This is a genomic window from uncultured Pseudokineococcus sp. (assembly GCF_947499845.1).
Lineage (GTDB): Bacteria > Actinomycetota > Actinomycetes > Actinomycetales > Quadrisphaeraceae > Pseudokineococcus.
In genome coordinates this window covers 22,072-46,683 of record NZ_CANMPM010000017.1, presented here as the reverse complement: position 1 = coordinate 46,683, position 24,612 = coordinate 22,072, and the positions used below count along the sequence as shown (strand labels likewise).

General features: G+C 76.3%; 22 protein-coding genes. 5 read left to right on the top strand and 17 right to left on the bottom strand.

The genetic code is table 11. The annotated features are described in order from the left end of the window. The first annotated feature begins 15 nt into the window (after nt 1-15). A complete protein-coding gene (locus Q0789_RS13915) occupies nt 16-954 on the top strand; it encodes a hypothetical protein (RefSeq protein WP_298806226.1) in 939 nt (312 codons plus the stop codon). 66 nt (nt 955-1,020) lie between these two features. Here Q0789_RS13915 and Q0789_RS13910 read toward each other — a convergent pair whose 3' ends face one another. From Q0789_RS13910 to fdxA, 5 genes are all read right to left on the bottom strand, one after another. Continuing rightward, the gene (locus Q0789_RS13910) at nt 1,021-1,989 is read right to left on the bottom strand and encodes an NAD(P)-dependent oxidoreductase (RefSeq protein ID WP_298806224.1); all 969 of its coding nucleotides are present in this window, start codon (nt 1,987-1,989) and stop codon (nt 1,021-1,023) included. Beyond that, nucleotides 1,986-2,282, bottom strand: a complete 297-nt coding sequence (locus Q0789_RS13905) for a hypothetical protein (RefSeq protein WP_298806222.1) — start codon at nt 2,280-2,282, stop codon at nt 1,986-1,988. Before Q0789_RS13905 ends, Q0789_RS13910 begins: the two co-directional genes overlap by 4 nt. Nucleotide 2,283: 1 nt before the next feature. Continuing rightward, nucleotides 2,284-3,555: a citrate synthase gene (locus tag Q0789_RS13900; protein WP_363326096.1), complete on the bottom strand. Its 1,272-nt coding sequence runs from the start codon at nt 3,553-3,555 to the stop codon at nt 2,284-2,286. A 276-nt stretch (nt 3,556-3,831) separates the two neighbouring features. Then, nucleotides 3,832-5,004: a succinyldiaminopimelate transaminase gene (dapC, locus tag Q0789_RS13895; protein ID WP_366917745.1), complete on the bottom strand. Its 1,173-nt coding sequence runs from the start codon at nt 5,002-5,004 to the stop codon at nt 3,832-3,834. A gap of 53 nt (nt 5,005-5,057) precedes the next feature. Then, nucleotides 5,058-5,384, bottom strand: a complete 327-nt coding sequence (gene fdxA / locus Q0789_RS13890; RefSeq protein WP_298806218.1) for a ferredoxin — start codon at nt 5,382-5,384, stop codon at nt 5,058-5,060. A gap of 180 nt (nt 5,385-5,564) precedes the next feature. Between fdxA and Q0789_RS13885 the strand changes: the two genes are divergently transcribed. Then, nucleotides 5,565-6,656, top strand: a complete 1,092-nt coding sequence (locus Q0789_RS13885; RefSeq protein ID WP_298806216.1) for a GNAT family N-acetyltransferase — start codon at nt 5,565-5,567, stop codon at nt 6,654-6,656. Between the two features lie 149 nt (nt 6,657-6,805). Here the strand turns inward: Q0789_RS13885 and Q0789_RS13880 are convergent, their stop codons facing one another. The 3 genes from Q0789_RS13880 to mshB form a co-directional block, all read right to left on the bottom strand. Continuing rightward, nucleotides 6,806-8,584 carry a VanW family protein gene (locus Q0789_RS13880; RefSeq protein WP_298806214.1) on the bottom strand — a complete coding sequence of 593 codons (1,779 nt, stop codon included), beginning with the start codon at nt 8,582-8,584 and terminating at the stop codon, nt 6,806-6,808. 90 nt (nt 8,585-8,674) lie between these two features. Continuing rightward, nucleotides 8,675-9,154 carry a flavin reductase family protein gene (locus Q0789_RS13875; protein WP_298806212.1) on the bottom strand — a complete coding sequence of 160 codons (480 nt, stop codon included), beginning with the start codon at nt 9,152-9,154 and terminating at the stop codon, nt 8,675-8,677. An 80-nt stretch (nt 9,155-9,234) separates the two neighbouring features. Then, the gene (gene mshB / locus Q0789_RS13870) at nt 9,235-10,377 is read right to left on the bottom strand and encodes an N-acetyl-1-D-myo-inositol-2-amino-2-deoxy-alpha-D-glucopyranoside deacetylase (protein ID WP_298806210.1); all 1,143 of its coding nucleotides are present in this window, start codon (nt 10,375-10,377) and stop codon (nt 9,235-9,237) included. A gap of 77 nt (nt 10,378-10,454) precedes the next feature. On the opposite strand from mshB, the gene Q0789_RS13865 reads away from it, so the two are divergent. Next, on the top strand, nt 10,455-11,465 hold the full coding sequence (locus tag Q0789_RS13865) for an aldo/keto reductase family protein (protein WP_298806208.1): 1,011 nt from the start codon (nt 10,455-10,457) through the stop codon (nt 11,463-11,465). A gap of 83 nt (nt 11,466-11,548) precedes the next feature. After that, a complete protein-coding gene (locus Q0789_RS13860; RefSeq protein WP_298806205.1) occupies nt 11,549-12,559 on the top strand; it encodes an aldo/keto reductase family protein in 1,011 nt (336 codons plus the stop codon). A gap of 112 nt (nt 12,560-12,671) precedes the next feature. Here Q0789_RS13860 and typA read toward each other — a convergent pair whose 3' ends face one another. Then, nucleotides 12,672-14,588 (bottom strand): translational GTPase TypA, encoded by a 1,917-nt coding sequence (gene typA / locus Q0789_RS13855; RefSeq protein WP_298806203.1) that lies wholly within the window; start codon nt 14,586-14,588, stop codon nt 12,672-12,674. Between the two features lie 126 nt (nt 14,589-14,714). Between typA and Q0789_RS13850 the strand changes: the two genes are divergently transcribed. Beyond that, nucleotides 14,715-15,458 carry a ThuA domain-containing protein gene (locus tag Q0789_RS13850; protein WP_298806200.1) on the top strand — a complete coding sequence of 248 codons (744 nt, stop codon included), beginning with the start codon at nt 14,715-14,717 and terminating at the stop codon, nt 15,456-15,458. 28 nt (nt 15,459-15,486) lie between these two features. Here Q0789_RS13850 and Q0789_RS13845 read toward each other — a convergent pair whose 3' ends face one another. The 8 genes from Q0789_RS13845 to Q0789_RS13810 all read right to left on the bottom strand — a co-directional run bounded on the left by Q0789_RS13845 (nt 15,487) and on the right by Q0789_RS13810 (nt 24,586). Next, on the bottom strand, nt 15,487-16,161 hold the full coding sequence (locus Q0789_RS13845; RefSeq protein WP_298806198.1) for an LUD domain-containing protein: 675 nt from the start codon (nt 16,159-16,161) through the stop codon (nt 15,487-15,489). Next, nucleotides 16,158-17,651 carry a lactate utilization protein B gene (locus tag Q0789_RS13840; protein ID WP_298806196.1) on the bottom strand — a complete coding sequence of 498 codons (1,494 nt, stop codon included), beginning with the start codon at nt 17,649-17,651 and terminating at the stop codon, nt 16,158-16,160. The genes Q0789_RS13845 and Q0789_RS13840 overlap by 4 nt, the downstream gene beginning before the upstream one ends. After that, complete coding sequence (locus tag Q0789_RS13835; RefSeq protein WP_366917744.1) at nt 17,648-18,502, bottom strand: (Fe-S)-binding protein; 855 nt, start codon at nt 18,500-18,502, stop codon at nt 17,648-17,650. Before Q0789_RS13835 ends, Q0789_RS13840 begins: the two co-directional genes overlap by 4 nt. A 91-nt stretch (nt 18,503-18,593) precedes the next feature. After that, nucleotides 18,594-19,706, bottom strand: a complete 1,113-nt coding sequence (locus tag Q0789_RS13830; protein WP_298806191.1) for an ABC transporter permease — start codon at nt 19,704-19,706, stop codon at nt 18,594-18,596. After that, nucleotides 19,703-20,728 carry an ABC transporter permease gene (locus tag Q0789_RS13825; RefSeq protein ID WP_298806189.1) on the bottom strand — a complete coding sequence of 342 codons (1,026 nt, stop codon included), beginning with the start codon at nt 20,726-20,728 and terminating at the stop codon, nt 19,703-19,705. Before Q0789_RS13825 ends, Q0789_RS13830 begins: the two co-directional genes overlap by 4 nt. Then, a complete protein-coding gene (locus tag Q0789_RS13820) occupies nt 20,725-22,257 on the bottom strand; it encodes a sugar ABC transporter ATP-binding protein (protein ID WP_298806187.1) in 1,533 nt (510 codons plus the stop codon). Before Q0789_RS13820 ends, Q0789_RS13825 begins: the two co-directional genes overlap by 4 nt. Before the next feature lie 75 nt (nt 22,258-22,332). Beyond that, entirely contained in the window at nt 22,333-23,379 is a 1,047-nt protein-coding gene (locus tag Q0789_RS13815; protein WP_298806185.1) for an autoinducer 2 ABC transporter substrate-binding protein, read from the bottom strand. A gap of 172 nt (nt 23,380-23,551) precedes the next feature. After that, entirely contained in the window at nt 23,552-24,586 is a 1,035-nt protein-coding gene (locus tag Q0789_RS13810; RefSeq protein ID WP_298806183.1) for a LacI family DNA-binding transcriptional regulator, read from the bottom strand. Nucleotides 24,587-24,612: the final 26 nt, after the last annotated feature.

The window sequence follows — 24,612 nt, the reverse complement described above, 5'->3', positions numbered from 1 at the left end:
CCAGGCCGACCCGCCGTGCCCCGCACCACCGCCGCCCGCCGGGCCGCCGAGCGCCGCCGCCGCCTGCGGCGCAGCGCGACGGTGGCGGCGCTGGCGCTCGTCACCGTCGGCGCGGGCGTGGTCGTCGCGGTGCGCGACGGCGCCGTCCCCGCGGTCAGCGCGCGGTGCACCGCCGGGGCCGGCGGGAACGAGCACACGCTGACGGCGGACCGCGCGGCCGTGGCGGCGCTCATCACCGCCCGGGCCCGGGCACGCGGCCTGCCGCCGCGGGCCGCCACCATCGCCATCGCCACGGCGGTGCAGGAGTCGGGGCTGCGGAACCTCGCCCACGGGGACCGGGACTCCCTCGGGCTCTTCCAGCAGCGCCCCTCGCAGGGCTGGGGCACGCCCGAGCAGGTGCAGGACCCGTTGTACGCCACCGACGCCTTCTACGACGGGCTTGTGGAGGTCGAGGGCTACGAGGGCCTCGACGTGACGGTCGCGGCGCAGGAGGTGCAGCGGTCCGGCTTCCCGACGGCCTACGCCGACCACGAGCCCGAGGCCCGCGTCCTGGCCTCGGCGCTCACCGGGTACTCCCCCGCGGCGCTCGTGTGCCGGCTGCCGGAGGTCGAGCCGACGGGCGAGCCGCAGGTGCCCGGGGACGAAGGCCTGCTGCCGCGGGCCCGCGTCGTCGTGGAGGAGGCCGCGGCGCAGCTCGGCGAGGGCGGGCTCACGCCCGCCGGCGACCCCGGCGCGGCGCCGGCGGGCGCGGTGCTCGAGCGGGTCTACGGCGAGGACGAGGCCGGCGTGCGCGACGGCTGGGCGCTGGCGCACTGGGCGGTCGCCCGCGCCGTCGGCACCGACGTGGTCGCCGTGGCGACCGACGGTCGCCGCTGGTCGCGCGGCGAGGCCGCGTGGGTCGAGGACACCACGGCGCCCGGGCCGGGCGCCGTGCGCGTCACCGTCGCCGGCTGACCGAGCGGCGGCCAGACGGGCAGCGGGGCGTCGGGCAGCGGGTCGTCCGGCGGCGGGGCGCGGGCCTCAGGGCCGGGCGCCGCCCAGGTCGAGCTCCCCCGCGTCGACGAGCGCCCGCACGGCCTGGCGGCAGGTCTCGGCGGACGAGAACCGCGGCGTGAAGCCCAGCACCTCGCGCCCGCGCCGCGTGCTGCAGGAGTGGCTGCGCAGCAGGTGCGCCCGGCTCGCCTCGACGTGCTCCGGGGCGGTCACCTCGGCGAAGCGCTCCCACGTCACGAGCTCGAGGACGGCCTCGCGCCCGAACCAGGCCGCGGCCGCCCGGGCCAGGCCGCGGGAGGTGGTCGCCTGCGGCGAGACCGCGTGGAAGGCGAGGCCGGCGGCGTCCTCCCGGCGCTCGAGGGCCCGCTCGTGCAGCGCCGCCACGTCGTCGGCGTGGACGTGGTGCAGGAGCTCGGACCCGGAGCCCGGCAGGACGAGCGGCTCGCCCGCCGCCAGGCGCTGCCACACCGACGGGTCGAGGTTGCCCGCCGGGGTGATGCACGGCCACCCCGGGCCGCTGATGTGGCCCGGGTGCACGACCGTGCTCACGAGGCCGCCGCGGCGGGTCTCCTCGAGGAGCAGCCGCTCGACGGCGTCCTTCTGCACGCCGTACTCGCCGTACGGCTCGCGGTCGTCGTCCTCGTCCATCGGCGCCACGGTGCTGTCGCCGTGGACCCACACGGTGCCGGTGTGCACGAGGTGCCCCACCCGCCCCCGCAGACCCTCGACGAGCTGGGCGGCCGAGGACTCGGTGAAGCAGACGAGGTCGACGACCGCGTCGGGGCGCAGGTCGGCGACCCGGCCGGCGAAGGTGCCGGCGGCGTCCTCGGCCTCCCGGTCGACCTGCACGCGCTCGACGGACGCCCAGGCGTCGTCGGGCGCGTACGGCTCGCGGGTGCCGCGGCTCATCGCCACGACGTCGTGCCCGGCGCGCACGAGGCGCGGCACGAGCGACGTGCCGATGTGGCCGGTGGCACCGACGACGACCACCCTCACGCCGCGCTCCCGCCGCCCCGCGCGTCGTGGAGGGCCCGGCGCTTCACGGCCTCGCCGAAGACCGACAGCCCCGCCCCCTGCAGGCAGAGGCCGACGACGCCGCCGACCACCCAGCCCGGGGCGCCCGCGCCGCGCCGCACGGCCGCGTCCCCCGTGACGCACGCCCCGGCGCCGACGAGGGCCAACCCCAGCGGTGCGAGCCGGGCCCACGTGCGCAGGTCGTCGTCCGGGGACGTCAGCGCGCGCAGCGCGCGCGTCCCGGGCCCCCCGGCGGCCGAGCCCTGAGGAGCCACGTCAGCGCTGGTCCATCGGCACGTAGGCCCGCTCCGGCTCGCCGACGTAGACCTGGCGCGGGCGCCCGATCTTCGTCTGCGGGTCCTCCATCATCTCCCGCCACTGGGCGATCCAGCCGGGGAGGCGCCCGATGGCGAAGAGCACCGTGAACATCCGCGTGGGGAAGCCCATGGCCTTGTAGATGAGGCCGGTGTAGAAGTCGACGTTCGGGTAGAGCTTGCGCTCGACGAAGTAGTCGTCGCGCAGGGCGATCTCCTCGAGCCGCAGCGCCACGTCGAGGCGCGGGTCGTTGACGCCGAGCTGCTCGAGCACCCGGTCGGCCGTCTTCTTGACGATCGCGGCGCGCGGGTCGTAGTTCTTGTAGACCCGGTGGCCGAAGCCCATGAGCCGGACGCCCTTCTCCTTCTTCTTCACCCGCTCCATGAAGGTGTCGACGTCGTCGCCGCTCGCGATGATGTCGTCGAGCATGGTGAGGACGGCGGAGTTCGCGCCGCCGTGCAGCGGCCCGGAGAGGGCGTGGATGCCCGCCGACACCGACGCGTAGAGGTTCGCCTGGCCGGACCCGACCATGCGGACCGTCGACGTGGAGCAGTTCTGCTCGTGGTCGGCGTGGAGGATGAAGAGCTGGTCGAGCGCCGACGCCAGCGCCGGGTCCACCTCGTAGGGCTCCGCCGGGAAGCCGAAGGTCATCCGGAGGAAGTTCTCGACGAGGCCCAGCGAGTTGTCCGGGTAGAGGAACGGCTGCCCGAGCGTCTTCTTGTGCGCGTACGCGGCGATCGTCGGCAGCTTCGCCATGAGGCGGACGGTCGAGAGGTCGACGGCGCGGCGGTCGAAGGGGTCGAGGCTCTCCTCGTAGAACGTCGAGAGCGCCGAGACGGCGGAGCTGAGCACCGGCATCGGGTGGGCGTTCGAGGGGAACCCGTCGAAGAAGTTCTTGAGGTCCTCGTGGAGCAGGGTGTGGCGCCGCAGGCTCGCGGAGAAGTCCTCCAGCTCGGCCGCGCTCGGCAGGTGCCCGTGGATGAGCAGGAAGCTGGTCTCGAGGAAGGTCGAGCCCTCCGCGAGCTGCTCGATCGGGTAGCCGCGGTAGCGCAGGATCCCCGCGTCGCCGTCGATGTAGGTGATCTCGGAGCGGCACGACGCCGTGTTGACGAAGCCCGGGTCGAGCGTGACGAGCCCCGTCTCCTTGAGCAGCCCGGAGACGTCGACGCCCGCGCTGCCCTCCGTGGCCGGCACGGTCGCCAGCGTCAGCTCGCCCCCGGCGTGCCGCAGCACGCTGCCCTCGGGTCCGGCTCCGGCGGCGTCCTGGGTCTCGGTCACGGGCGTCTCCTCGCAGCAGCGCGGCTCGGCGTGCGGGCCGCTCTCGTGGTCGTGGGGCCGCACCGCCCGCGGCGACCGGGTCGCGGCGCCGGGGCGGGGACGGCGGGGGCGCCGCCTCGGGCGCCTCCCGCACGCTACCGGGCACCGGTCGCGAGCGGCGACCACGGCGGCTCGCTCCGCGGCTCAGCCCGACAGCCGCTCCGCGGCTCAGCCCGACAGCCGCTCCGCGGCTCAGCCCGACAGCCGCTCCGCGGCGGCGGAGACCCGCTCGTCGGTGGCCGTGAGCGCGACCCGCACGTGCCGCTCGCCGGCGGCCCCGTAGAAGGAGCCCGGCGCCACGAGGACGCCGCGGTCGGCGAGGCGGGTGACGGTGTCCATGGCGGGCTCGTCGAAGGTCGTCCAGAGGTAGAGCCCGGCGTCGGAGCGCTCGACGCGACCGCCGGCCGCCGCGAGCGCGTCCCGCAGCACGGCCCGGCGGGCCCGGTAGCGCTCCTTCTGCTCCGCCACGTGCGCGTCGTCGCCGAGCGCCGTCCGCAGCACCTCCTGCACCGGGCGCGGGACGATGACGCCCGCGTGCTTGCGCACGCCCACGAGGTGGCGGACGAGCGCGGGGCACCCGGCGACGAAGGCCGCGCGGTACCCGGCGAGGTTCGACTGCTTGGACAGCGAGTAGACCGACAGCACGCCGCGGCTGTCGCCGCCGGTGGCGCGGGGGTCGAGCACGCTCGGCGGCACGAGGTCGCCGCGCTCGTCGACGTCCACGGCGACCTCGGCCCCGGGGGCGCCCGTGCCGGCCCGGGTCCAGCCCAGCTCGGCGTAGCACTCGTCCCCGGCGACGACGACGTCGTGCTCGCGGGCCCAGGCGACGACCTCGGCCAGCCGGCGGACGTCGTCGACGGCCCCGGTCGGGTTCGACGGGGAGTTGAGCCAGACCAGGCGCACCCGGCCGGTGCCCCCGCCGGGCAGGTCGACGACCGGTGAGGGCAGCGACGCCACGTCGTCGAGCGGCAGCGGGGCGGCGCCGGCCAGGCGGGCGCCGACGTCGTACGTCGGGTAGGCGACGAGGGGGTGGACGACGACGTCCCCGGGCCCGAGGCCGAGCAGCGTGGGCAGCCACGCGACGAGCTCCTTGGAGCCCGGCGTCGGCATGACGCCGTCGGGGTCGAGGCCCGGCACGCCGCGGCGGCGGGCGAACCACGCCGCCACCGCCTCGCGGACGGCCGGGGTCCCCCACACCTGCGGGTAGCCCGGCGCGTCGGAGGCCGCCGCCAGGGCGTCGCGCAGCAGGGCCGGCGTCGGGTCGACGGGCGTGCCGACCGACAGGTCGACGATGCCGCCCGGCGCGCGGCGGGCGCGCTCGGCGTGGGGGGCCAGCGCGTCCCACGGGAAGTCGGGCAGGGCCAGGCGCCCGACCCCGCCCCCCGCGGCGTGGGGCCGGGCGCCGCCGGTGACGGCGCTCAGCTGTCGTGCTCCTGCGGCGGGAGCGCCGTGACGACGGGGTGGTCCTTGTGGATGACGCCCATCTTCGCGGCGCCGCCGGGCGAGCCGAGGTCGTCGAAGAACTCGACGTTCGCGGCCGTGAAGGCGCTCCACTGCTCGGGGACGTCGTCCTCGTAGTAGATGGCCTCGACGGGGCACACCGGCTCGCAGGCGCCGCAGTCCACGCACTCGTCGGGGTGGATGTAGAGGGCCCGGTCACCCTCGTAGATGCAGTCGACCGGGCACTCCTCGATGCAGGCCTTGTCCTTGAGGTCGACGCAGGGCTGGGCGATGACGTACGTCACGGGTCGTGCCTCCGGGCTCTCGAGGTCGCCGGCGCACCGGGGCGCGCCGTCGGCGGAACGGTGGGCAATCTACCTGGCGGGGCCGCCCCCGCCCCGTCGGACCGCCCCGCGGGACGGCGCGCCGCGCGCCCGCGGGCCGGGGCGGGGCGGGGCGTGGGGGCGCCGTGGCACCCTCCTGCCGTGCCAGCGCCGTCGGACCCGCCGCCCGCCGCCGGCCAGCGGGTCGTGGTGCGCCACCGGCTCCCCGACGGGTCGGCGACCGACGTCGTCGGCGAGCTCGAGCGCGCGGGCGACCCCCTCGTGGTGCGCCGGGCCGACGGCCGCGTCGTGGAGGTGCGGGCGCACGACGTCGTCGCCGCGCGCCGGGTGCCGCCCCGGGTGCGCCGCCCGCGCCCCGGGGAGCCGGTCGTCGGCGTGCTCGACTCGGAGGCCGCCCTGGCGCGCGCCTGGCTGCCGGCCGGCTCCGAGCCCGACGGGCGCTGGCTGCTGCGCTCGGCCGGCGACCGCACGCGCCGCGCGAGCTCCGTGCTGGCCCTCGGCCCGCCCGGGCCCGGCGCAGGCGGCCTCGCGGGCGCGGTGGACCGGGCGAGCGCGTGGCTCGCCGCCCGCGGGTCGACGCCCCGCTTCCAGCTGCCGCGCTCGACGGGCGCCCCGGTCGGCGCGGCCGCGCGGGCGGACGCCGCGGGCCTGGCCGCCGTGGCCGACCTCGACGCCGAGCTCGACGGGCGCGGCTGGGCGCTCGTCAGCCCGACGACCGTCATGGTCGGCGCCCTGCCCCCCACCGCCACCACCGCCGCGCCCGCACCGGTCGACGTCCTGCCGGCCCCCGACGCCGCGTGGTCGCACCTCGTGCGCCCCGTTGAGGCGGACGACCCGGTGGTGGCCGCGCTGCTGCTGTCCGCGCCCGACCAGGCCTTCGCCGTCGTCCGCCCTGACCCCGGCACCGGCACCGGCACCGGCACCGGCACCGGCACCGGCACGGAGACGACCGGGGCGAGGACGTCGGTTCCCGAGGGCGCCGTCGCCGCCGGCCGGATGGCCGTGGCCGACGGCTGGGCCGTGCTGACCGACCTCGCCGTCGCGCCGGAGCACCGGCGCCGGGGGCTGGCGCGGGCCGTCGTCACCGCGCTGTCCGCGTGGGCGGCCCGCCACGGGGCCGAGCGGCTGGCGCTCCAGGTCGCCGACGGGAACGACGCCGCCCGCGCCCTGTACGCGGACCTGGGCCTCGTCGAGCACCACCGCTACGCCTACCGCGAGGCCCGCCGCTCCTGACGGAGCGGTCCCACCGGCCGGGACGAGGGCGAGCCGGCGACGACTCGCCCGCCGGCACCGCCCCCCGAGGGCGAACAGGCGACGACTCGCCCCCCGGCACCGCCCCCCCAGGGCGAACCGGCGACGACTCGCCCCGGGGAGGGCCGGGGTCAGGCGCAGGTGATGCCGGGCACCGGGTCGTAGCGGACGACGTCCCGGTCGTCGTGGACGACGGCGCCGCCGCGGCGGACGGTCCGGGTGACCGTGACGGTGAAGCCCTCGCTCGCCGTGGACGGGATGCAGTCGTCGGTGTCGAGCTCGCGGCTGGTCGGCTGCGTGATGTCGCGGCGACCGCTCGTCGAGGTCGAGACGTCGCTGACGTCGGTGCCCCAGAAGCGCACCGTGACGTCGCCCGAGGGGCTCGAGGAGGCGCTCATCTCGATGAGGACGCCGGTGCTCGTGTCGTTGCGGAAGCGCAGGTCGATCGTCCCCCAGCTGAGCGTCGCCTCGCGGCCCACCGGGTAGCGGGAGATGTAGAAGGAGTGCGGCCGGTGCTCGAGCAGCTCGAGCCCGGCGAAGAAGGCGCCGTTGTAGAGGGTCGTCGAGATCTGGGAGACCCCGCCGCCGTAGCTCTCGACGTACCGGCCGCCGCTGATGATGGTCGCCTCGGCGTAGCCCGCGGCGGCCGTGCGCCGGCCGAGGACCTCGTTGAGGTCGAACACCTCGCCGGGGGCGAGCAGCGTCCCGCTGACCGTCCGCGCCGCGGTCCCGACGTTCTGCAGCCGCCCGGCGTTGCTGCCGCGCAGGGGCGTCGAGAACTCGGAGATCACCTCGGTGACGCCGAGCGCCTCGACGTCGGCCGTGGTCCGCTCCGGCTGCACCTCGGCGGAGTCGACGGCGGCGACCCGCTCGGGGCCCGGGGGCGCCGCCAGCGCGGCGAGCGCCGCGGGCGCGAGGGCCTCGGCGTCGACGCTGCGGCCCACCACGGCGGGCACGACGACGGGGCGACCGTCCTGGAGCTCGAGCGAGGCGTCCCGCGCGGCCGCGTCCAGGTCGGGCGCCACCTCGAGGAGCGCCGCCCGCAGCGCCCCGGCGTCGACGACCGGCGCGAGCTCGCCGTCGTCGGTGGGCTCGGCGGCCAGCAGCGGCGCGAAGGACGCCACGGGCAGCTCGGCGCCCGCCGTGCCCACGCGCACGGGCAGCGGCCCGGCGACGGCCGGCTCGGCGAAGGACGAGGTGAAGGCGTCGACGGCGTCGGCGTCCACGACGGGCTCGAGCGCCTCGACGGGCAGCTCGAGCGGGTCGCCGCCCGGCGGCTCCGCGAGCAGGCCCGGCCACTCCTCGCGCAGCAGGTCGACGGCGCCCGCGGCGTCCAGCTCGGAGCCCGTGGTGGCCGCGGTGGTCGTGAAGCCCTCGGCGTCGAAGGCGACGGCGCCCTCCTGCGGCGGCACGCGGGTGGGGTCGACGAGGGCCTCGGCGGAGGCGGTGAGCGCGGCGTCGTCGACGACGACGACGGGCTCGACCTCCTCGCCCCGGTCGACGACGTGCCGCCAGAGCACGCGGGGGTCGAGCGAGAAGCCCGTGAGGTCGTCGAGCGTGGCGCCGGCGTCCAGGCCGAGCCCCGCGTCGGCCGGCACGACCTCCGCCGTCGCGCTGCCGGCGCTGACGGGCACCGGCTCCTGGGCCCGCGGCACCAGCTCCTCCTGCAGGACCGCCCCGGCCTCCTCGCGGTCGAGACCGCCCACGGGCACGCCCAGCACCGTCGTGCCGGACGGGACGCGGTCCGCGGTCAGCGCCGCCGCGCTCCCGTACCCGCCGACGACGAGGACGGCGACGCCGCCGACCACCCAGGGCCAGCGACGGCGACGTGCGGTCCCGTCGGGCTCGCCGGCCGTCGTGCGGGCGGTCTCGGCGGTCGGCTGGTCGGCTCCGTGGTCGGCCTCGGGCATCCGGCGATGCTACGTGCCCGGGGCCCCCGGCCCCCGGCCCCCGTCCCCCGTCCCGCGACGCGCGCCCGTCCGCCGGCCCGCCCGCCCGTCTCAGAGCTCGGCGTAGGCGCCGCGGTGGTGCAGCAGCGGCCGCTCGTCCTCGGGCGCCAGCCAGACGCCGAGCACGCGGCCGACGAGGACGACGTGCGTCCCGGCCGGGTGCTCGGCCTCGGTGGCGCACTCCATCGTCGCGACGGACTCCTCGAGTAGCGCCGCCCCCGTGAGCGGGCCGCGCCGGTGCGGGACGCGCGCGAGCTGGTCCACGACGGGCCGCCCCGGGGTGGCGAGCCAGGTCGCGGCGGGCCGGGCCCGCGCGGCGAGCACGCTGAGCCCCCACGTGCCCGTCTCCTCGACGGCGTCGTAGAACCGGGCGTCGGCGTGCACGCACACGAGCACGAGCACCGGGTCGAGGGAGACCGACGCGAAGCTGCTCAGGGTGATGGCGTGGTCGTGGCCCCGCAGGCGCGTGCTGACGACGCAGACGCCGCTGGCGAAGCGGCCGGCGGCTCGCCGGTAGTCGTCGACGTCCACGGGCGGCGCGCTCCCGTCGGACGGCCCCGCCCCGCCCGCCGGGCCGTCGTCCGGCCTCGCCCCGCCCGCCGGCCCGGCGCTCAGGCGAGCCCCGCGAACAGGTCGGTGAGGGGCTCGCCGCCGGGCGGGCGCACCGGCTCCCCCCGCAGCAGCCGGTAGGACTCCACGCCCGAGAGCGGCTGGTGGAGGCCGTTGGTCATCGCCATGGACCGCCGGCCCAGCTCGACCTGGCTCGCGTGGGCGCGCAGCGCGGCCACCTTGGCCGGCAGCTCCGCGGAGGCGTCGACGACGACGTCGACGTCGTCCGCGCCCACCGCGAGGCTCGGCAGCTCGCCGTCGGGGTCGATCGTCGCGAGCCCGTCGGCCCGCAGCTCCCGCAGGCCGGCGCGCAGCTGCTCGGCGTCGGCCACGTGCCCCAGCACGCGCGCCACCGACCACGGGGCGGCGCCCGCCGGGTCCGCGGCGAGCTCGACGGCGCGCAGGGTGATCTCGTGGGCCCGGACGTGGTCCGGGTGGCCGTACCCGCCGCCCGGCTCGTAGGTGACGACGACCTGGGGGCGGACCTCGCGGAGCACGCGCGCGAGGTGCTCGGCCGCCTCGTCCAGCGGGGCCAGGGACAGGGCGCCCGCGGGGGCGTCCGGCGCGGGCACGGCGCGGGCGCTCGTCCCGTCGCCGCCCCCCTCACCGTCGGGGCCGGTTGCCCACGCCATGCCGGAGTCGCGGTAGCGCACCGGGGCGCCGTCGGGGCCGGTGGCGTCGGCGCCGAGGAAGCGGTGGTCCTCGAGGCCCAGCGCCTCGGCCGCGGAGGCCAGCTCCTGGACGCGCAGGTCGGCGAGCGCCTCCTCGTCGCCGTCGACCCCGGGGTGCTCGGCCAGCACCGCGGGCAGGACCTCGCCGCGCTCGCCGCGGGTGCAGGTCACGAGGGTCACCGACGTGCCCGTCGCGGCGGCGGCCGCGGCGATGGTCGCGCCCGTCGCGATCGTCTCGTCGTCGGGGTGGGCGTGGACGAGCAGCAACCGGTGGGGCGTGTCGAGGGACTCCATGGCCTCGGCCTCGCCGGGCTCCAGCTCGCGCTCGACGGCGTCGTCCAGGGCGTCGGCCGCCTGCTGCAGCACGTCCTGGGCGACGTCGTCGGCCACGACCTGCTCCGCGCCGTCGGCGCCGGGGGTGGTGCCGGGCGCGACGGGGTCGGGCTCGGCGGGGTGCTCGGGCGTCGTCGTCACGCGGCCATCCTGCCCCCGCAGGAGCGTGGCGGGCCCGTCGGCGGGCGCGACCCGGTCGGCGGCGCGAAGGTGGCGGGATGGACTACCGACACCTGGGCCGCTCGGGCTTCAAGATCTCCGAGATCACCTACGGCAACTGGCTCACGCACGGCTCGCAGGTCGAGGACGACGCCGCGCAGGCGTGCGTCCGCGCCGCCCTCGACGCCGGCATCACGACCTTCGACACCGCCGACGTCTACGCCAACACCGCCGCCGAGACCGTCCTCGGGAAGGCGCTGGCGGGCGAGCGGCGCGAGTCCCTCGAGATCCTCACCAAGGTGTTCGGCCCGACCGGTCCGAAGGGCCCCAACGACACGGGCCTGTCGCGCAAGCACATCACCGAGTCCTGCGAGGGCTCGCTGCGCCGCCTGCAGACCGACCACATCGACCTCTACCAGGCGCACCGGTACGACTACGCGACGCCGCTCGAGGAGACGATGCAGGCCTTCGCCGACCTCGTCCGGCAGGGCAAGGTGCTCTACCTGGGCGTGAGCGAGTGGACGGCCGACCAGATCCGCGCGGGCCACGCCCTCGCGGAGGAGCTGGGGGTCCACCTCGTCTCCAACCAGCCCCAGTACTCGGCGCTCTGGCGCGTCATCGAGGGCGAGGTCGTCCCGACCTCCCGTGAGCTCGGGCTCTCGCAGGTGGTCTGGTCGCCCATCGCCCAGGGCGTGCTCACCGGCAAGTACGTGCCCGGCCAGCAGCCGCCGGAGGGGTCTCGCGCGACGGACGAGAAGGGCGGCAAGGGCATGATCGCCCGCTGGATGTCCGACGACGTCCTCGCCCGGGTGCAGGACCTCAAGCCGGTCGCCTCCGACCTGGGCCTCTCGATGGCGCAGCTCGCCGTCGCGTGGGTCCTGCAGAACGAGAACGTCGCCACCGCGATCATCGGCGCCTCGAAGCCGGAGCAGGTGGCCGACAACGCCGCCGCCGCGGGCGTGCGCATCCCGGCCGACGCGATGGCGCGCATCGACGAGGTGCTCGGCGACGCCGTCGTCAGCGACCCCGCGCGCACGCTCGAGAGCTCGCCGAAGGAGCGCGAGGTCTGAGGCCCGCCCCGGGGGCGCCCGCCGAGGGCGCCCCCGGGAGCCCCGGCGCGCGCGGTCGACCCGACGGCGGCAGGGTGGCGGGCATGGACTACCGCTTCCTCGGACGCTCGGGCCTCAAGGTCTCCGAGATCACCTACGGCAACTGGCTCACGCACGGCTCGCAGGTCGAGGACGAGGCCGCCACGGCCTGCGTCCGCGCCGCGCTGGACGCGGGCATCACGACCTTCGACACCGCCGACACCTACGCCAACACCCGCGCCGAGACGGTGCTCGGCGAGGCGCTCAAGGGCGAGCGGCGCGAGTCGCTCGAGATCTTCACCAAGGTCTACTTCCCGACGGGCCCGAAGGGCGCCAACGACACCGGGCTGTCGCGCAAGCACGTCCTCGAGTCCTGCGAGGGGTCGCTGCGCCGCCTGCAGACCGACCACATCGACCTCTACCAGGCGCACCGGTACGACTACGCGACGCCGCTCGAGGAGACGATGCGGGCCTTCGCCGACCTCGTCCGGCAGGGCAAGGTGCTCTACGTCGGCGTGAGCGAGTGGACGGCCGACCAGCTGCGCGCCGGGCACGCGCTGGCCGAGGAGATGGGCTTCCAGCTCGTCTCGAACCAGCCGCAGTACTCCGCGCTGTGGCGCGTCATCGAGGGCGAGGTCGTCCCGACCTCCCGAGAGCTCGGCATCTCGCAGGTCGTGTGGTCGCCCATCGCCCAGGGCGTGCTCACCGGCAAGTACGTGCCGGGCCAGCAGCCCCCGGAGGGCTCGCGCGCCACGGACAGCAAGGGCGGCAAGGACATGATCAGCCGCTGGATGTCCGACGACGTCCTCGGCCGCGTGCAGGACCTCAAGCCGGTGGCCTCCGACCTCGGCCTGTCCATGGCCCAGCTCGCCGTCGCCTGGGTGCTCCAGAACGACAACGTCGCGGCCGCCCTCATCGGCGCGTCGAAGCCCGAGCAGGTGCACGACAACGCGGCAGCCGCCGGCGTCCGCATCCCCGCCGACGCCATGGCGAAGATCGACGAGGCCCTCGGCGACGCCGTGGCCACCGACCCGGCGCTCACGGCCGACAGCTCGCCGAAGCAGCGGCTGGGCTGACCGGCCTCCCCCGGTCCCCGGGGGCTGGACGCACGAGGGGCGCACCCGCCGCGGCGGGTGCGCCCCTCGTGCGTCGTCCGGCCCCCGGAGGTCGCAGGGCCGGCGCCCGGCGTCAGCGCTTGGCGGCGCGGGCGGTGCGGCTGCGGGCGTTCTGGTCGAGGACGACCTTGCGGATGCGCACCGCGGTGGAGGTGACCTCCACGCACTCGTCCTCACGGCAGAACTCGAGGCTCTGCTCGAGGGAGAGCCGGCGGGCCGGCACGAGGCGCTCCAGCTCGTCCGCGTTGGAGCGGACGTTGGTCATCTTCTTCTCCTTGGTGATGTTGACGTCCATGTCGTCGGCGCGGCTGTTCTCGCCCACCACCATGCCCTCGTAGACCTCCGTCGTCGGGTCGACGAAGAGCGTCCCGCGCTCCTGCAGGCTCGTCATCGCGTACGTCGTCGCCGCGCCCGCGCGGTCCGCGACCATCGAGCCGGACGGGCGGGTGCGCAGCTCGCCGAACCACGGCTCGTAGCCGTCGAAGACCTGGTGGGCGATGCCCGTGCCGCGCGTCTCGGTGAGGAAGTCGGTGCGGAAGCCGATGAGCCCGCGGCTCGGCACGCGGAACTCCATGCGGACCCACCCGGTGCCGTGGTTGCTCATCTGCTCCATGCGGCCCTTGCGGACGGCGAGCAGCTGGGTGATGGCGCCCAGGTACTCCTCGGGCGCGTCGACCGTGAGGTGCTCGACCGGCTCCTGCAGCTTGCCGTCGACCTCGCGGGTGACGACCTGCGGCTTGCCGACGGTCAGCTCGAAGTTCTCGCGCCGCATCTGCTCGACGAGGATGGCCAGCGCCAGCTCGCCGCGGCCCTGCACCTCCCACGCGTCGGGGCGCTCGGTGGGCAGCACGCGCATCGACACGTTGCCGACGAGCTCGCGGTCGAGCCGGTCCTTCACGAGCCGGGCGGTCAGCTTGGCGCCCTTGGCGCCGCGGCCGGCGAGCGGCGAGGTGTTCGTGCCGATCGTCATGGAGATCGCCGGCTCGTCGACCGTGATGAGCGGCAGCGGCTGCGGGTCGTCGGCGTCCGCCAGGGTCTCGCCGATGGTGATCTCCGGGATGCCGGCGACGGCGATGATGTCGCCGGGGCCGGCCTCCTCGGCGGGCACGCGGGTGAGCGCCTCCGTCATGAGCAGCTCGGTGATCTTCACGCGCTGCTGGGTGCCGTCGGCGCGGCACCAGGTGACCTGCTGGTTCTTGCGGATCGTGCCCTGCCGCACGCGGCACAGCGCGATGCGGCCGAGGAACGGCGACGCGTCGAGGTTGGTCACGTGCGCCTGCAGCGGCGCGTCCGGCACGTACGACGGCGCGGGGACGTGCTCCATGATCGTGCGGAACAGGGGCTCGAGGTTCTCCGAGTCCGGCAGCGAGCCGTCGTCGGGCTTCGTCATCGACGCGCGGCCCGCGCGGGCGGAGGCGTAGACGACGGGGAACTCGAGCAGGTCCTCGGCGCCCGGGATGTCGGTGGCGAGGTCGAGGAAGAGGTCGTAGGTCTCGGAGACGACCTCCTCGATGCGCGCGTCGGGGCGGTCGACCTTGTTGACGACGAGGATCACCGGCAGCTTCGCGGCGAGCGCCTTGCGCAGGACGAAGCGCGTCTGCGGCAGCGGGCCCTCGGAGGCGTCGACGAGCAGCGCGATGGCGTCGACCATGGACAGCCCGCGCTCGACCTCGCCGCCGAAGTCGGCGTGGCCGGGGGTGTCGATGATGTTGATCGTCACGCCCTCCTCGGGCGTGACGCCCTCGGGCACCGAGGGGCCGCGGTAGTGCACCCCGGTGTTCTTCGCGAGGATCGTGATGCCCTTCTCGCGCTCGAGGTCGCCCGAGTCCATGACCCGCTCGTCGACGTGCTGGTGCTCGGCGAAGGCTCCCGCCTGCTTGAGCATCGCGTCGACGAGCGTCGTCTTGCCGTGGTCGACGTGCGCGACGATCGCGAGGTTGCGGATGGTCGCGCGCGTCGCCGTGGCGGTCGCGGTGGCGGGTGCGGGCATGGGTGTGCGCTCGTCTCGCTGGAGGTCGGGGTCACGGCAGTCTAGGCGGGCCCGCCCGCCGGGCCGGACGGGCGAGCCGGGGCCCGTCCGCTCCGCCCGCCGCTCGACCCGTCCCGAGGAGGCCGCATGAGCAGCCCGTCCGCCCCCGCCGCGCCCGCCGGCCGCGCCCTCGTCGTCGCCGGGGCGGGGCGCTACGCCGACCCGTGGCACCCCTTCCCCGTGACCGCCGCCGCGGTCGCGGAGGTGGTCCGCGGCACCGGCCTGAAGGTCGACGTCACGCCCGACGAGGTCGGCGCCGTCGAGGACGCCCTCGCGCGGCTGGTGGACCCGGCCGCCCGCCCGGACCTGCTCGTCCTGTCCGTGGGCCTGCCCCGCGACGGCGCGCCCTCGCCCGCCCCGGGCCCGGCGCTGGAGGGGCTGCGCGCCTTCTGCGCCGACGGGCGGGCCGTGCTCGGCTGCCACGTCGCCGCGACGTCCTTCGTCGAGGTCCCCGCGTGGGAGGACCGCCTCGGCGGGCGCTGGGTCCGCGACGTCACCTGGCACCCGGAGATCGGGCCGGCGTCGGTGCGCCTGCACCGGGGGGCCCACCCGCTGCTGGCCGGGGACGGTCCCGCGGTGCCCGACGTCGTCGAGCTCGTCGACGAGGTCTACTGCGACCTGCGCGTGGCCGACGACGTCGTCGTGCTCGCGGACGCCGCGCACGACGGCCGGACCCACCCCCTGGCGTGGGTCCGCGAGGAGCCGGGCGGCCTGCGCACGGCCTACGACGCCCTCGGCCACGACGAGCGGTCCCTCGCGAGCGCCGGGCACCGCGCCCTGCTCGACCGGCTCGTGCGGTGGCTGGCGGCGGCGCCGGCGCCCCGGGCCTGAGGCGCCACGTCACCTCGCGAGCAGGAAGTCAGCCGACGAGCACGACGTCGAGGCGCCGCGGCCCGTGGACGCCCTCGACCCGGTCGAGCTCGATGTCGCTCGTGGCGCTCGGGCCGCTGACGAAGGTCAGCGGGTGCAGCGGGTCGAGGCGGGCGAGCGCCTCCGGGACCGTGCCGACGACGTCCTCGGCGCGGACGACGCAGACGTGGTGGTCGGGCACGAGGGTCAGCAGCCGCCGTCCCTGGTCGCCGGCCGCGGCGTCGAGGACGAGCGTGCCCGTCTCGGCGACGGCGACCGCCGCGCCCGTGACGACGGCGTCCACGCGGTCGAGGTCGGCCGTCGTGAGCGGGCGCGGGTCGCCGTCGACGTGCACGACGGCGCCCCTGCCGCCGATGCCCGTCAGCCACGCCCGGTCGGCGCCGGGCGGGACGGCGACCGAGCCGGCGTCCCCCAGCAGGCGGGCGACGACGCCGGCGACGTCCCCGGGCCGCGCGACCCGCGTCACGGTCGCCCGGTAGTCCTCCACCCGCTCGACGAGGAGGTCGAGCGCGCCGGGGCTGCCGGGGTCGTGCGCCCCGCGGCGGGCGTAGTCGCGCGGCACGGGGCCGGGCGCCGTGCGCGGCGCCCCGGCGTCGCGCCCGGCGCGCAGGCGGGCGAGCACCTCCTCGCGGGCGCTCCCCCGCGCCCCCGCCGGGGCGCTCACCGCTCCCGCCCCGGGCGCGTGCGGGCGAACCAGTCGCGCGCGGTCTCGGCGGGCGGCACGGGGACGTCGCGGCTCGCCGTCCACCGCGAGGCCGGCCAGGGCAGCGCGGTGATGCGCCCGCTGCGGCCGCCGAGGACCCGGCCGAGGCCGAGGCCCTTCTCCGCGGCGCGGAAGCGGCCGGCGGACGTCATCGCCACCCGGGCGGCGCGCATGGCGACGTCCTGGCCCGTGGGCCGGTGGTGGCTCTCCACGGACGCCGCGCGCTGCTGCACGAGGAGGTTGGGGATGTCGATGCGCACGGGGCAGGCGTCGAAGCACGCGCCGCAGAGCGAGGAGGCGTACGGGAGCGAGGCGTTGACGTCGTCCTCGCCCGTGATGCCCGTGAGCAGCGGCGACAGCACGGCCCCGATGGGTCCGGGGTAGACCGACCCGTAGGCGTGCCCGCCGGCGCGCTCGTACACCGGGCAGACGTTGAGGCACGCCGAGCAGCGGATGCAGTGCAGGGCCTCGCGCCCGTCGGGGTCGGCGAGGACGCCGCTGCGGCCGTTGTCCATGAGGACGAGGTGGAAGGCCTGCGGGCCGTCGCCCGGGGTGACCCCGGTCCAGGTCGACGTGTACGGGTTCATCCGCTCGCCGGTCGAGCTGCGCGGCAGGAGCTGGAGGAAGACCTCGAGGTCGGACCACGTCGGCACGACCTTCTCCACGCCCATGAGCGTGATGAGCGTCTCCGGCAGGGTCAGGCACATCCGGCCGTTGCCCTCGGACTCGACGACGGACAGCGTGCCGGTGTCGGCGACGGCGAAGTTGGCGCCGCTGACGGCGACCTTCGCGCCGAGGAACTTGCGGCGCAGGTGGGTGCGGGCCGCCATCGCGAGGCGGCGCGGCTCGTCGGTGAGGTCGGGGTCCACGTCCGGCATCTCGCGCAGGAAGATCTCGCGGATCTCGCTGCGGTTGCGGTGGATCGCGGGCACGAGGATGTGGCTGGGCCGGTCGTCGCCGAGCTGGACGATGAGCTCGGCGAGGTCGGTCTCCCACGCCGCGACGCCGCCGGCCTCGAGGGCCTCGTTGAGCCCCGTCTCCTGCGTCGCCATCGACTTGACCTTGACCACCTCGTCGCCGCCCGCGGCGCGCACGAGGTCGAGCACGATCGCGTTGGCCTCCGCGGCGTCCCGGGCCCAGTGGACGACGCCGCCGCGCGCGGTCACGGCCGCCTCGAGCTGCTCGAGCAGCTCGGGCAGGCGCGCCATGACATCGGCCTTGATGGCGGACCCGCTGCGCCGCAGGGCTTCCCAGTCGGGCACCTCGTCGACGACGGCGGCGCGCTTGGCGCGGATGACGCCCGTCGCCTTGCCGAGGTTCCGGCGCAGCTGGGTGTTCGCCAGCGCGTCCCGCGCCTCGGCGGGGAAGGGACGGGTCCCGCGCAGGTGCCCGGTGCCGGCCGGGGCGTGCGCGGGGCGCACGGTCGGCGTCGGCAGGTCGGTCGTGCTCATACCGGGGCCTCCTCGGTCGGGTCGGCGGCCGGGTCCTCGCCCGTCTCCGTCCGCGGGACGCCCGCGGCGACCCCGGCGGCGAGGGAGCGCGCCGACGGCGTCTGCGTCGCCTCCGTGCTCGCGAGGACCTCCGCGAGGTGCACGGTCCGGACCCCGGTCCGCAGCCGGCCGAGGCCCCCGCCGATGTGGAGCAGGCAGGAGGAGTCGCCCGCGCTGCAGACCTCCGCGCCGGTGGACAGCACCGCGCTCATCTTGTCGGCGAGCATGGCCGTCGAGGTGTCGGCGTTCTTCAGGGCGAAGGTGCCGCCGAAGCCGCAGCAGACCTCGGCGTCGGGGAGCTCGACGAGCTCGAGCCCGCGCACCGCCCGCAGCAGCTGCAGCGGCTTGTCGCCGACCCGGAGCATCCGCAGCGAGTGGCAGGTCGGGTGGTAGGTCACGCGGTGCGGGTAGTAGGCCCCGACGTCCGTGACGCCGAGGACGTCGACGAGCAGCTCGGACAGCTCGTACGTGCGGGCGGCGACGGCCTCCGCGCGCACGGCGAGCGCCTCGTCGCCGCCGCGGCGGGCCACCATGGCGTGCTGGTGGCGCACGCAGCCGGTGCAGCTGCCCGAGGGCGCGACGACGGCGTCCCACTCCCCGTCCGCGACCGGCCCGAAGACCTCGGTCGCGTGCCGGACGACGGGCAGCGCCTCGCGCAGGTAGCCCGTGTTGACGTGCATCTGCCCGCAGCAGGTCTGCCCGGGCGGGAAGACGACGTCGTGCCCGAGCCGCTCGAGCAGCTCCACCGTCGCGCGCACCGCCTGCGGGGCGACGGCGTCGCCCAGGCACGTGGCCATCACCGCGATCCGCACGCGGACCTCCCGTCGTCGGTCGTCGTCGTCGTCCACTTCGTCGTCGTCAGGGTCGTCGCCGCGCCGGCGTCCGTCGTCGGAGGGCGCACCGCTAGGTCACCGCTCCGTACCGTCGCACGGCGAGGCCGTTGAGGAGGGCCGCCGCCACGAGCACGGCGCCGAGGGCCAGGAGCTGCAGCTGGGTGCCGGTGTTGCCCGCCACCGCGAGCAGGATGCCCGCGTTGAGCCAGACCACGAGCAGGGCGGCCAGGACGACGCCCGAGACGCGCCCGATGCCGCCCGTGATGGCGACGCCGCCGAGCACGGCGATGGTGATGGCGGGCAGCGCCAGGCCGTTGCCCGCGGTGCCGGCGTCGGGGCGCGCCGAGGCGAACTGCGCGGTGGTCACGACCGCGACGAGGCCCGAGATGAGGCCGGCCGCCGTGAAGGCCAGGAAGCGCGTGCGCCGGACGTCGATGCCGGACCACTCGGCCGCGACGTCGTTCGTGCCGATGGCGTACACCCGCCGCCCCCAGGCCGTCCGCGCCAGCAGGAGCCAGACGACGACGACCGTGGGCAGGAGGAACACGAGGAGGCTCAGCGGCAGGGCGACGTCGCCGACCACCGGCACGGCGCGCGCGAGGACGTAGAGGTCCTGGATCGGGGCGGTGCTGATGGGCTGCTGGCTGGTGATGACGATGGCGAGCGACGAGAAGGCGTAGTACGTCGCGAGCGTCGTGATGAGCGGCGGGAAGCCGAGGTAGGCCACGAGCCCGCCGTTGACCGCGCCGCACAGGGCGCCGAAGGCCGCGGCGAGCAGCACGGCGGGCACGAGCGGCCAGCCCCACTGGCCGTGGGCGAGGCCGAACACCATGCCGGTCAGCGACACGATCGCGCCGACCGACAGGTCGATGCCGCCGCGGCCGGAGGTGATGACGAGCAGCTCCGCGAGCGCCAGCATCACCAGCGGCGGCAGGTTGATGAGCGCCAGGCCGAGGTAGCGGCCGTCGAAGGGCGCCGCCAGGTAGTTGCGGGCGCTCAGGTTGAGGAAGAACCCCAGGACCAGGACCAGGAGCACGACGAGGAGGAGCACGCGCTGGGTGAGCACGGCGCGCAGGACGGTCGACCCGACGCGCGCGAGGCCGCCGCCGCGCGAGGGGCCGCGCCCCTCGGGCCGCCCGGGCGCCCGCGCCCCGCTCTCCCCGTGCTGGGTGGACGTGCTCACGCGGACCTCCTGCGGCGCTGGCGCAGCAGGTCGACCCCGACCGCCACGATGATGAAGACGCCGATGAACAGGCTCGACAGCTGCGAGGGCCAGCCGAGCTGGATGATGCCCGAGGCGACGGTCTGGACGAGCAGGGCGCCGAGGACCGTGCCGAGGACGGAGCCGCGACCGCCCGTGATCGACGTGCCGCCGATGACGACGGCCGCGATGGCGGACAGCTCGAGCCCGAGGCCGACGTTGGGGGCGAGGGTCGAGGTGCCCTGGGCGATGACGAAGCAGGCCGCCAGTCCGGTGAGCAGCCCGGTGAGCACGTAGGCGAGGAGCACCCGCGGGCGCACCGCGATGCCCGCGAGCCTCGCGGCCTGCGCGTCGCCCCCGATGGCGTAGTAGTGCCGGCCACCGGCGGTGTGCCGCAGCGCGACCCACGCGAGCGCGGCCACCACGGCGACGAGGAGGAAGCTGTGCGGCACCCCGAGGGTCCGCCCGGCCTCGCCGCGGCCGAAGACGGCCAGCACGGGCGGGATGCCGTCGATGGTGCTGCCGCCGAAGACCTGCAGGCCCACGAAGCGGAAGATGTTGAGCGTCCCGAACGTGATGATGATCGCGTGGACGCGGCCGTAGGCCACGAGCACGCCGTTGACGAGCCCGAGGAGGCCGCCGACGGCGACGGACAGCAGGAGCACCGGCACGAGGGGCAGGCCGGACGCCGTCATGGCCGTGGCGGCGACCGCCGCGCAGACGAGGACGATCGAGCCCACGGACACGTCGATGCCGCCCGAGATGATGACGACGGTGACGCCGATCCCGATGAGGGCGATGGGCGCCGTGGCCACGAGCAGCGGCACGATCGAGCCGCTCGACAGGAAGGCCGGCGTCGCGAGGCCGAGCACCACCCAGAGGACGGCGACGACGCCGACGAGCACGAGCTCCTGCCCGGTCACGGGGAAGGGCAGCACCCGCCCCCCGCCGGCGGCGCGGCGGGGCGCGGACCCGCGGGGCGGCGCGGGCGCGGCGGCGCTCACGCCGCCGCCCCCGCGGTCTCGCCGGCCGCGGCGGCGAGGACGTCGGCCTGCGACGCCCCGGGGCCGAAGTCGGCCACGGCGCGTCCGGCCCGCAGGACGACGAGGCGGTCCGACAGGCGGATCGCCTCGCCGAGGTCGGTCGTGACGACGAGCACGGCGGATCCCTCCTCGGCGATGCCGCGGACGATGCGGTGGATCTCCTCCTTGGCCCCCACGTCGACGCCCTGCGTCGGCTCGGCGAGCACGAGGACGCGGGGCCGCTCGACGAGCTGACGGGCGAGGACGACCTTCTGGGCGTTGCCGCCCGACATCGCCGAGATGGCCGTCCGCTCGTCCGGCGTCTTGACGGAGAGCCGGTCGATGGCCTCCCGGGCGACCCGGCGCTCGCGCGCCCGGTCCACCCAGACCCCCGCGCGGGACAGCAGCGGCAGGTTGCCCGCGGCGATGTTGAAGGCGATGGACTGGAAGGAGAACGAGCCCTGGAGCTTGCGGTCGGGCGGCACGAGGCCGATGCCGAGGGCGCGCGCGTGGCGGGGCGAGCGCGGCTGCACCGGCTCGCCGTCGACGAGGACGCGACCGGCGGTGGGGCGGCGGACGCCGTAGACGACCTCCGCCACCTCCGCCGCACCGCACCCCACGAGGCCGTAGAGGGTGAGGACCTCCCCCGGGCGCACGGCCAGGTCGAGGTCGGTCAGCCGCTCGCCCGCCGACAGCCCCTCGAGCCGCAGCAGCGGCGGGGCGTCCGGCACGTCCGAGCGCCCCGTCGCCTCGACGGGGACGCCACCGACCATGAGCTCGACGAGCCGCCGGACGGTGAGGTCCTCGATGGCGTAGCTGCCCACGGTCTCGCCGTCGCGCATCACCGTCACCTCGGAGGCGATGGTGAAGAGCTCGTCGAGCCGGTGGCTGATGTAGACGACGGAGACGCCGGTCGCGACGAGCCGGCGCACCACGGTGAAGAGCACCTCGATCTCGGCGTCGGTGAGGATGGCCGACGGCTCGTCGAGGACGAGGATGCGCGCCTCCCCGCCGAGCGCCTTGGCGATCGAGACCTGCTGCCGCTCCGCGATGGACAGCTCGCGGACCGGCGAGGTGGCGTACGACGTCGGCAGGCCGATGAGCTCGAGCAGCTCGACGACGCGGGCGTTCTGCGCGGCCCAGTCGACCCGCCCGCGCCGCCGGACCTCACGGCCGAGGAAGACGTTCTCCGCCACCGTGAGGTCCGGGAAGAGCTGCGGCTCCTGGTACACCGTGGCGACGCCGAGGTCGATGGCGCCGGCCGTGCTGCCGACGGCCGCGCGCCGGCCGTCCACGCGGACCTCCCCGGTGTCGGGCTGCTCCGCGCCGGCGAGGATCTTGATCATCGTCGACTTGCCGGCGCCGTTCTCGCCCACGAGGGCGTGGACGGTGCCCGCCCGCACCCGCAGCTCCCCGGAGCGGACGGCGCGCACGGCCCCGAAGCTCTTGGAGATGCCGGTCATCTCGAGCCGGTACGGCTCCTGCCCCTGCGGGACGTGCGCGTCCGCCACGTCGCTCCCTCGCGCGTCGTCGCCCCGGTCGCCCCGGGGCCGTCGGTGGTGCTGTCGGTGGTGCGGACGCCGGCGTCAGTAGTCGTAGTCGCCGGCGTTGTCGGCCGTGATGCGCAGCGGCGGGCCGAGGAGCAGCGTCTTCGTGGCGTCGTCGTAGGTCACGTCGGGGTAGGTGTCCGTCACGGCCGAGAGGTCGTCGAAGCCCTCGCCCGCGGCCAGCTGCGTGCCGGCGTAGGCGGTGAGGTACCCGAGCGCCTCGACGTCCCAGAGGATCGCCGCCGAGGAGGACCCGTCCTCGAGGTAGGGCAGCATCGCCTGGGGCGTGCCGAGGCCGACCGTGAAGACCTCGCCCGTGCGGCCGGCGTCGCGCACGGCCTGCGCCACGCCCGGGGCGGAGGACGTGCACTCCCCGACGAGCCCCGTGAGGTCGGGGTTGGCGTTCATGAGGTCGGTGGCGAGCTGGGTGGCCCGGGCCTGGTCCTCGCCGGCGTAGACGACGTCGACGATCTCCGCGTCGGGGTAGGCCTCCGCGGTGTAGCTGCGCTGGACCTCGATCCAGGAGTTGAGGTTCTGCGCGGTCTCGCCGCAGGAGACGATCGCGTACTTGCCGGAGCCGCCCATGGCCTCCATGAGGGCGTCGGTGAGGCCCTCGCCGATGCCCTGGGTCGAGGCCTGCTCGACGAAGACCTGCCGGACGCTGTCCGGGGCGTCGGTGTCCGACGTCGCGACGGCGATGCCCGCGTCGGCGGCCTGCTGGAGCAGCGGCGAGATCGAGTCGGGGTCGTTCGGCGCCACGACGAGCGCGTCGACGCCCTGCTGCACGAAGGAGCGCACGACGTCGGACTGCGCCGCCGCGTCGGCCTCCACGGGGCCCTGGTAGAGCCACTCGCAGCCGATCTCCTCGCAGGCGGCCTGGCCACCCGTGTTCATCGCCTCGAAGTAGGGCACGCCCTGCAGCTTGGGCACGAAGGCGACCGAGGGGACGTCGCCGCCCCCGCCGCCGCTGCTCCCCGAGGCCCCGCCGTCGCCGGCCGGGGCCGAGCCGCCGGAACCGGTGCCGCAGGCGGAGACGCCCAGGGCGAGGGCCGCGAGGACCGCGGCGGTGCTGACGTGTCGCTTCATGGCTGCGCCACTCCTTCGTCGGCGGGGACCCGAGCGGTCGACGATCGAGATGGATCGTTTCATCGGGTGTCCGGACGCTAGACGCCCCTGGACGCGCGGGTCAAGGGGCCGGACCTTCCGTGACCGCACCGTCACAGCGGCGCAGCAGGAGCGCCGGCCGGGGGCCCGTGCGTCAGCCCACCACCCCGGAGGACCGTCGGGACGTGGTCGAGGACCGGACGACGAGCTCGGGGCTGTAGAGGACCCCCTCGCCGGGGCCCGCCGGGCGCCCGCCCGGGCGTCCCGCCGCCACCTGCTCCAGCAGGAGCCGCACGGCCGTGCGGCCGAGGAGCTCGCGCGGCTGCCGCACGGAGGTGAGGGGGACGGTCGTCGTCGCCGCGAAGCTGATGTCGTCGTACCCGACGAGCGCGACGTCGTCGGGCACCCGGACGCCTCGGCGCAAGCACTCGTTGAGGACCCCGATGGCCAGGAGGTCGTTGGCGCAGAAGAGGGCCGTGGGGCGCTCGCCGGGCGGCAGGCCGAGCACCTGGGCGGCTGCCTGCGACCCGGCGCGGACGGACATCCCGGCGCTCTCGACGACGAGCACCTCGGCGCCGCCGGAGACCGAGCGCAGGCCCTGCAGCCGCTCCCCCACCTGCCGCAGCCCGAGCGGCCCCCCGACGAAGCCGAGCCGGCGGTGGCCGAGGTCCAGCAGGTGCTCGCCGGCGAGCGCGCCCCCGCGGACGTCGTCGACCGCCACGGAGGACTGGTCCGGGTCCGGCGTCCCGCGGTCGAGCAGGACGACCGGGGTTCCCCGGCGGCGGACCTCGGCCTGCGCCGCGCTCGTCCCGTCGAGCACCGGGCTGAGCAGGACGCCGAGGACGCGCTGCTGCTCGAGCCGGCGCAGGTGCCGAGCCTCGCGCTCGGCGGACCCGGCGCTGCTGCAGACGATGACGAGGTCGTCGTGCTCCTCGGCCGCGGCGTCCGCCCCCGCGACGACGTCCGCGAAGAAGGGGTTGGCCACGTCGAGCACGACGACGGCGATGGTGCGGCTCGAGCCCGCGCGCAGCTGGCGCGCGGACTCGTTGCGCACGAAGCCGAGCTCGGCGATGGCCTTCTCGACGCGCTCGCGCAGGAGCGGGCTGACGCCGTCCGGCCGGTTGAGCACGTTGCTCACCGTCCCGACGGACACCCCCGCCGCCCGCGCGACGTCCTTGACGCTCGCCATCCGCCCCTCCCGGCCCCCGCTCCGCC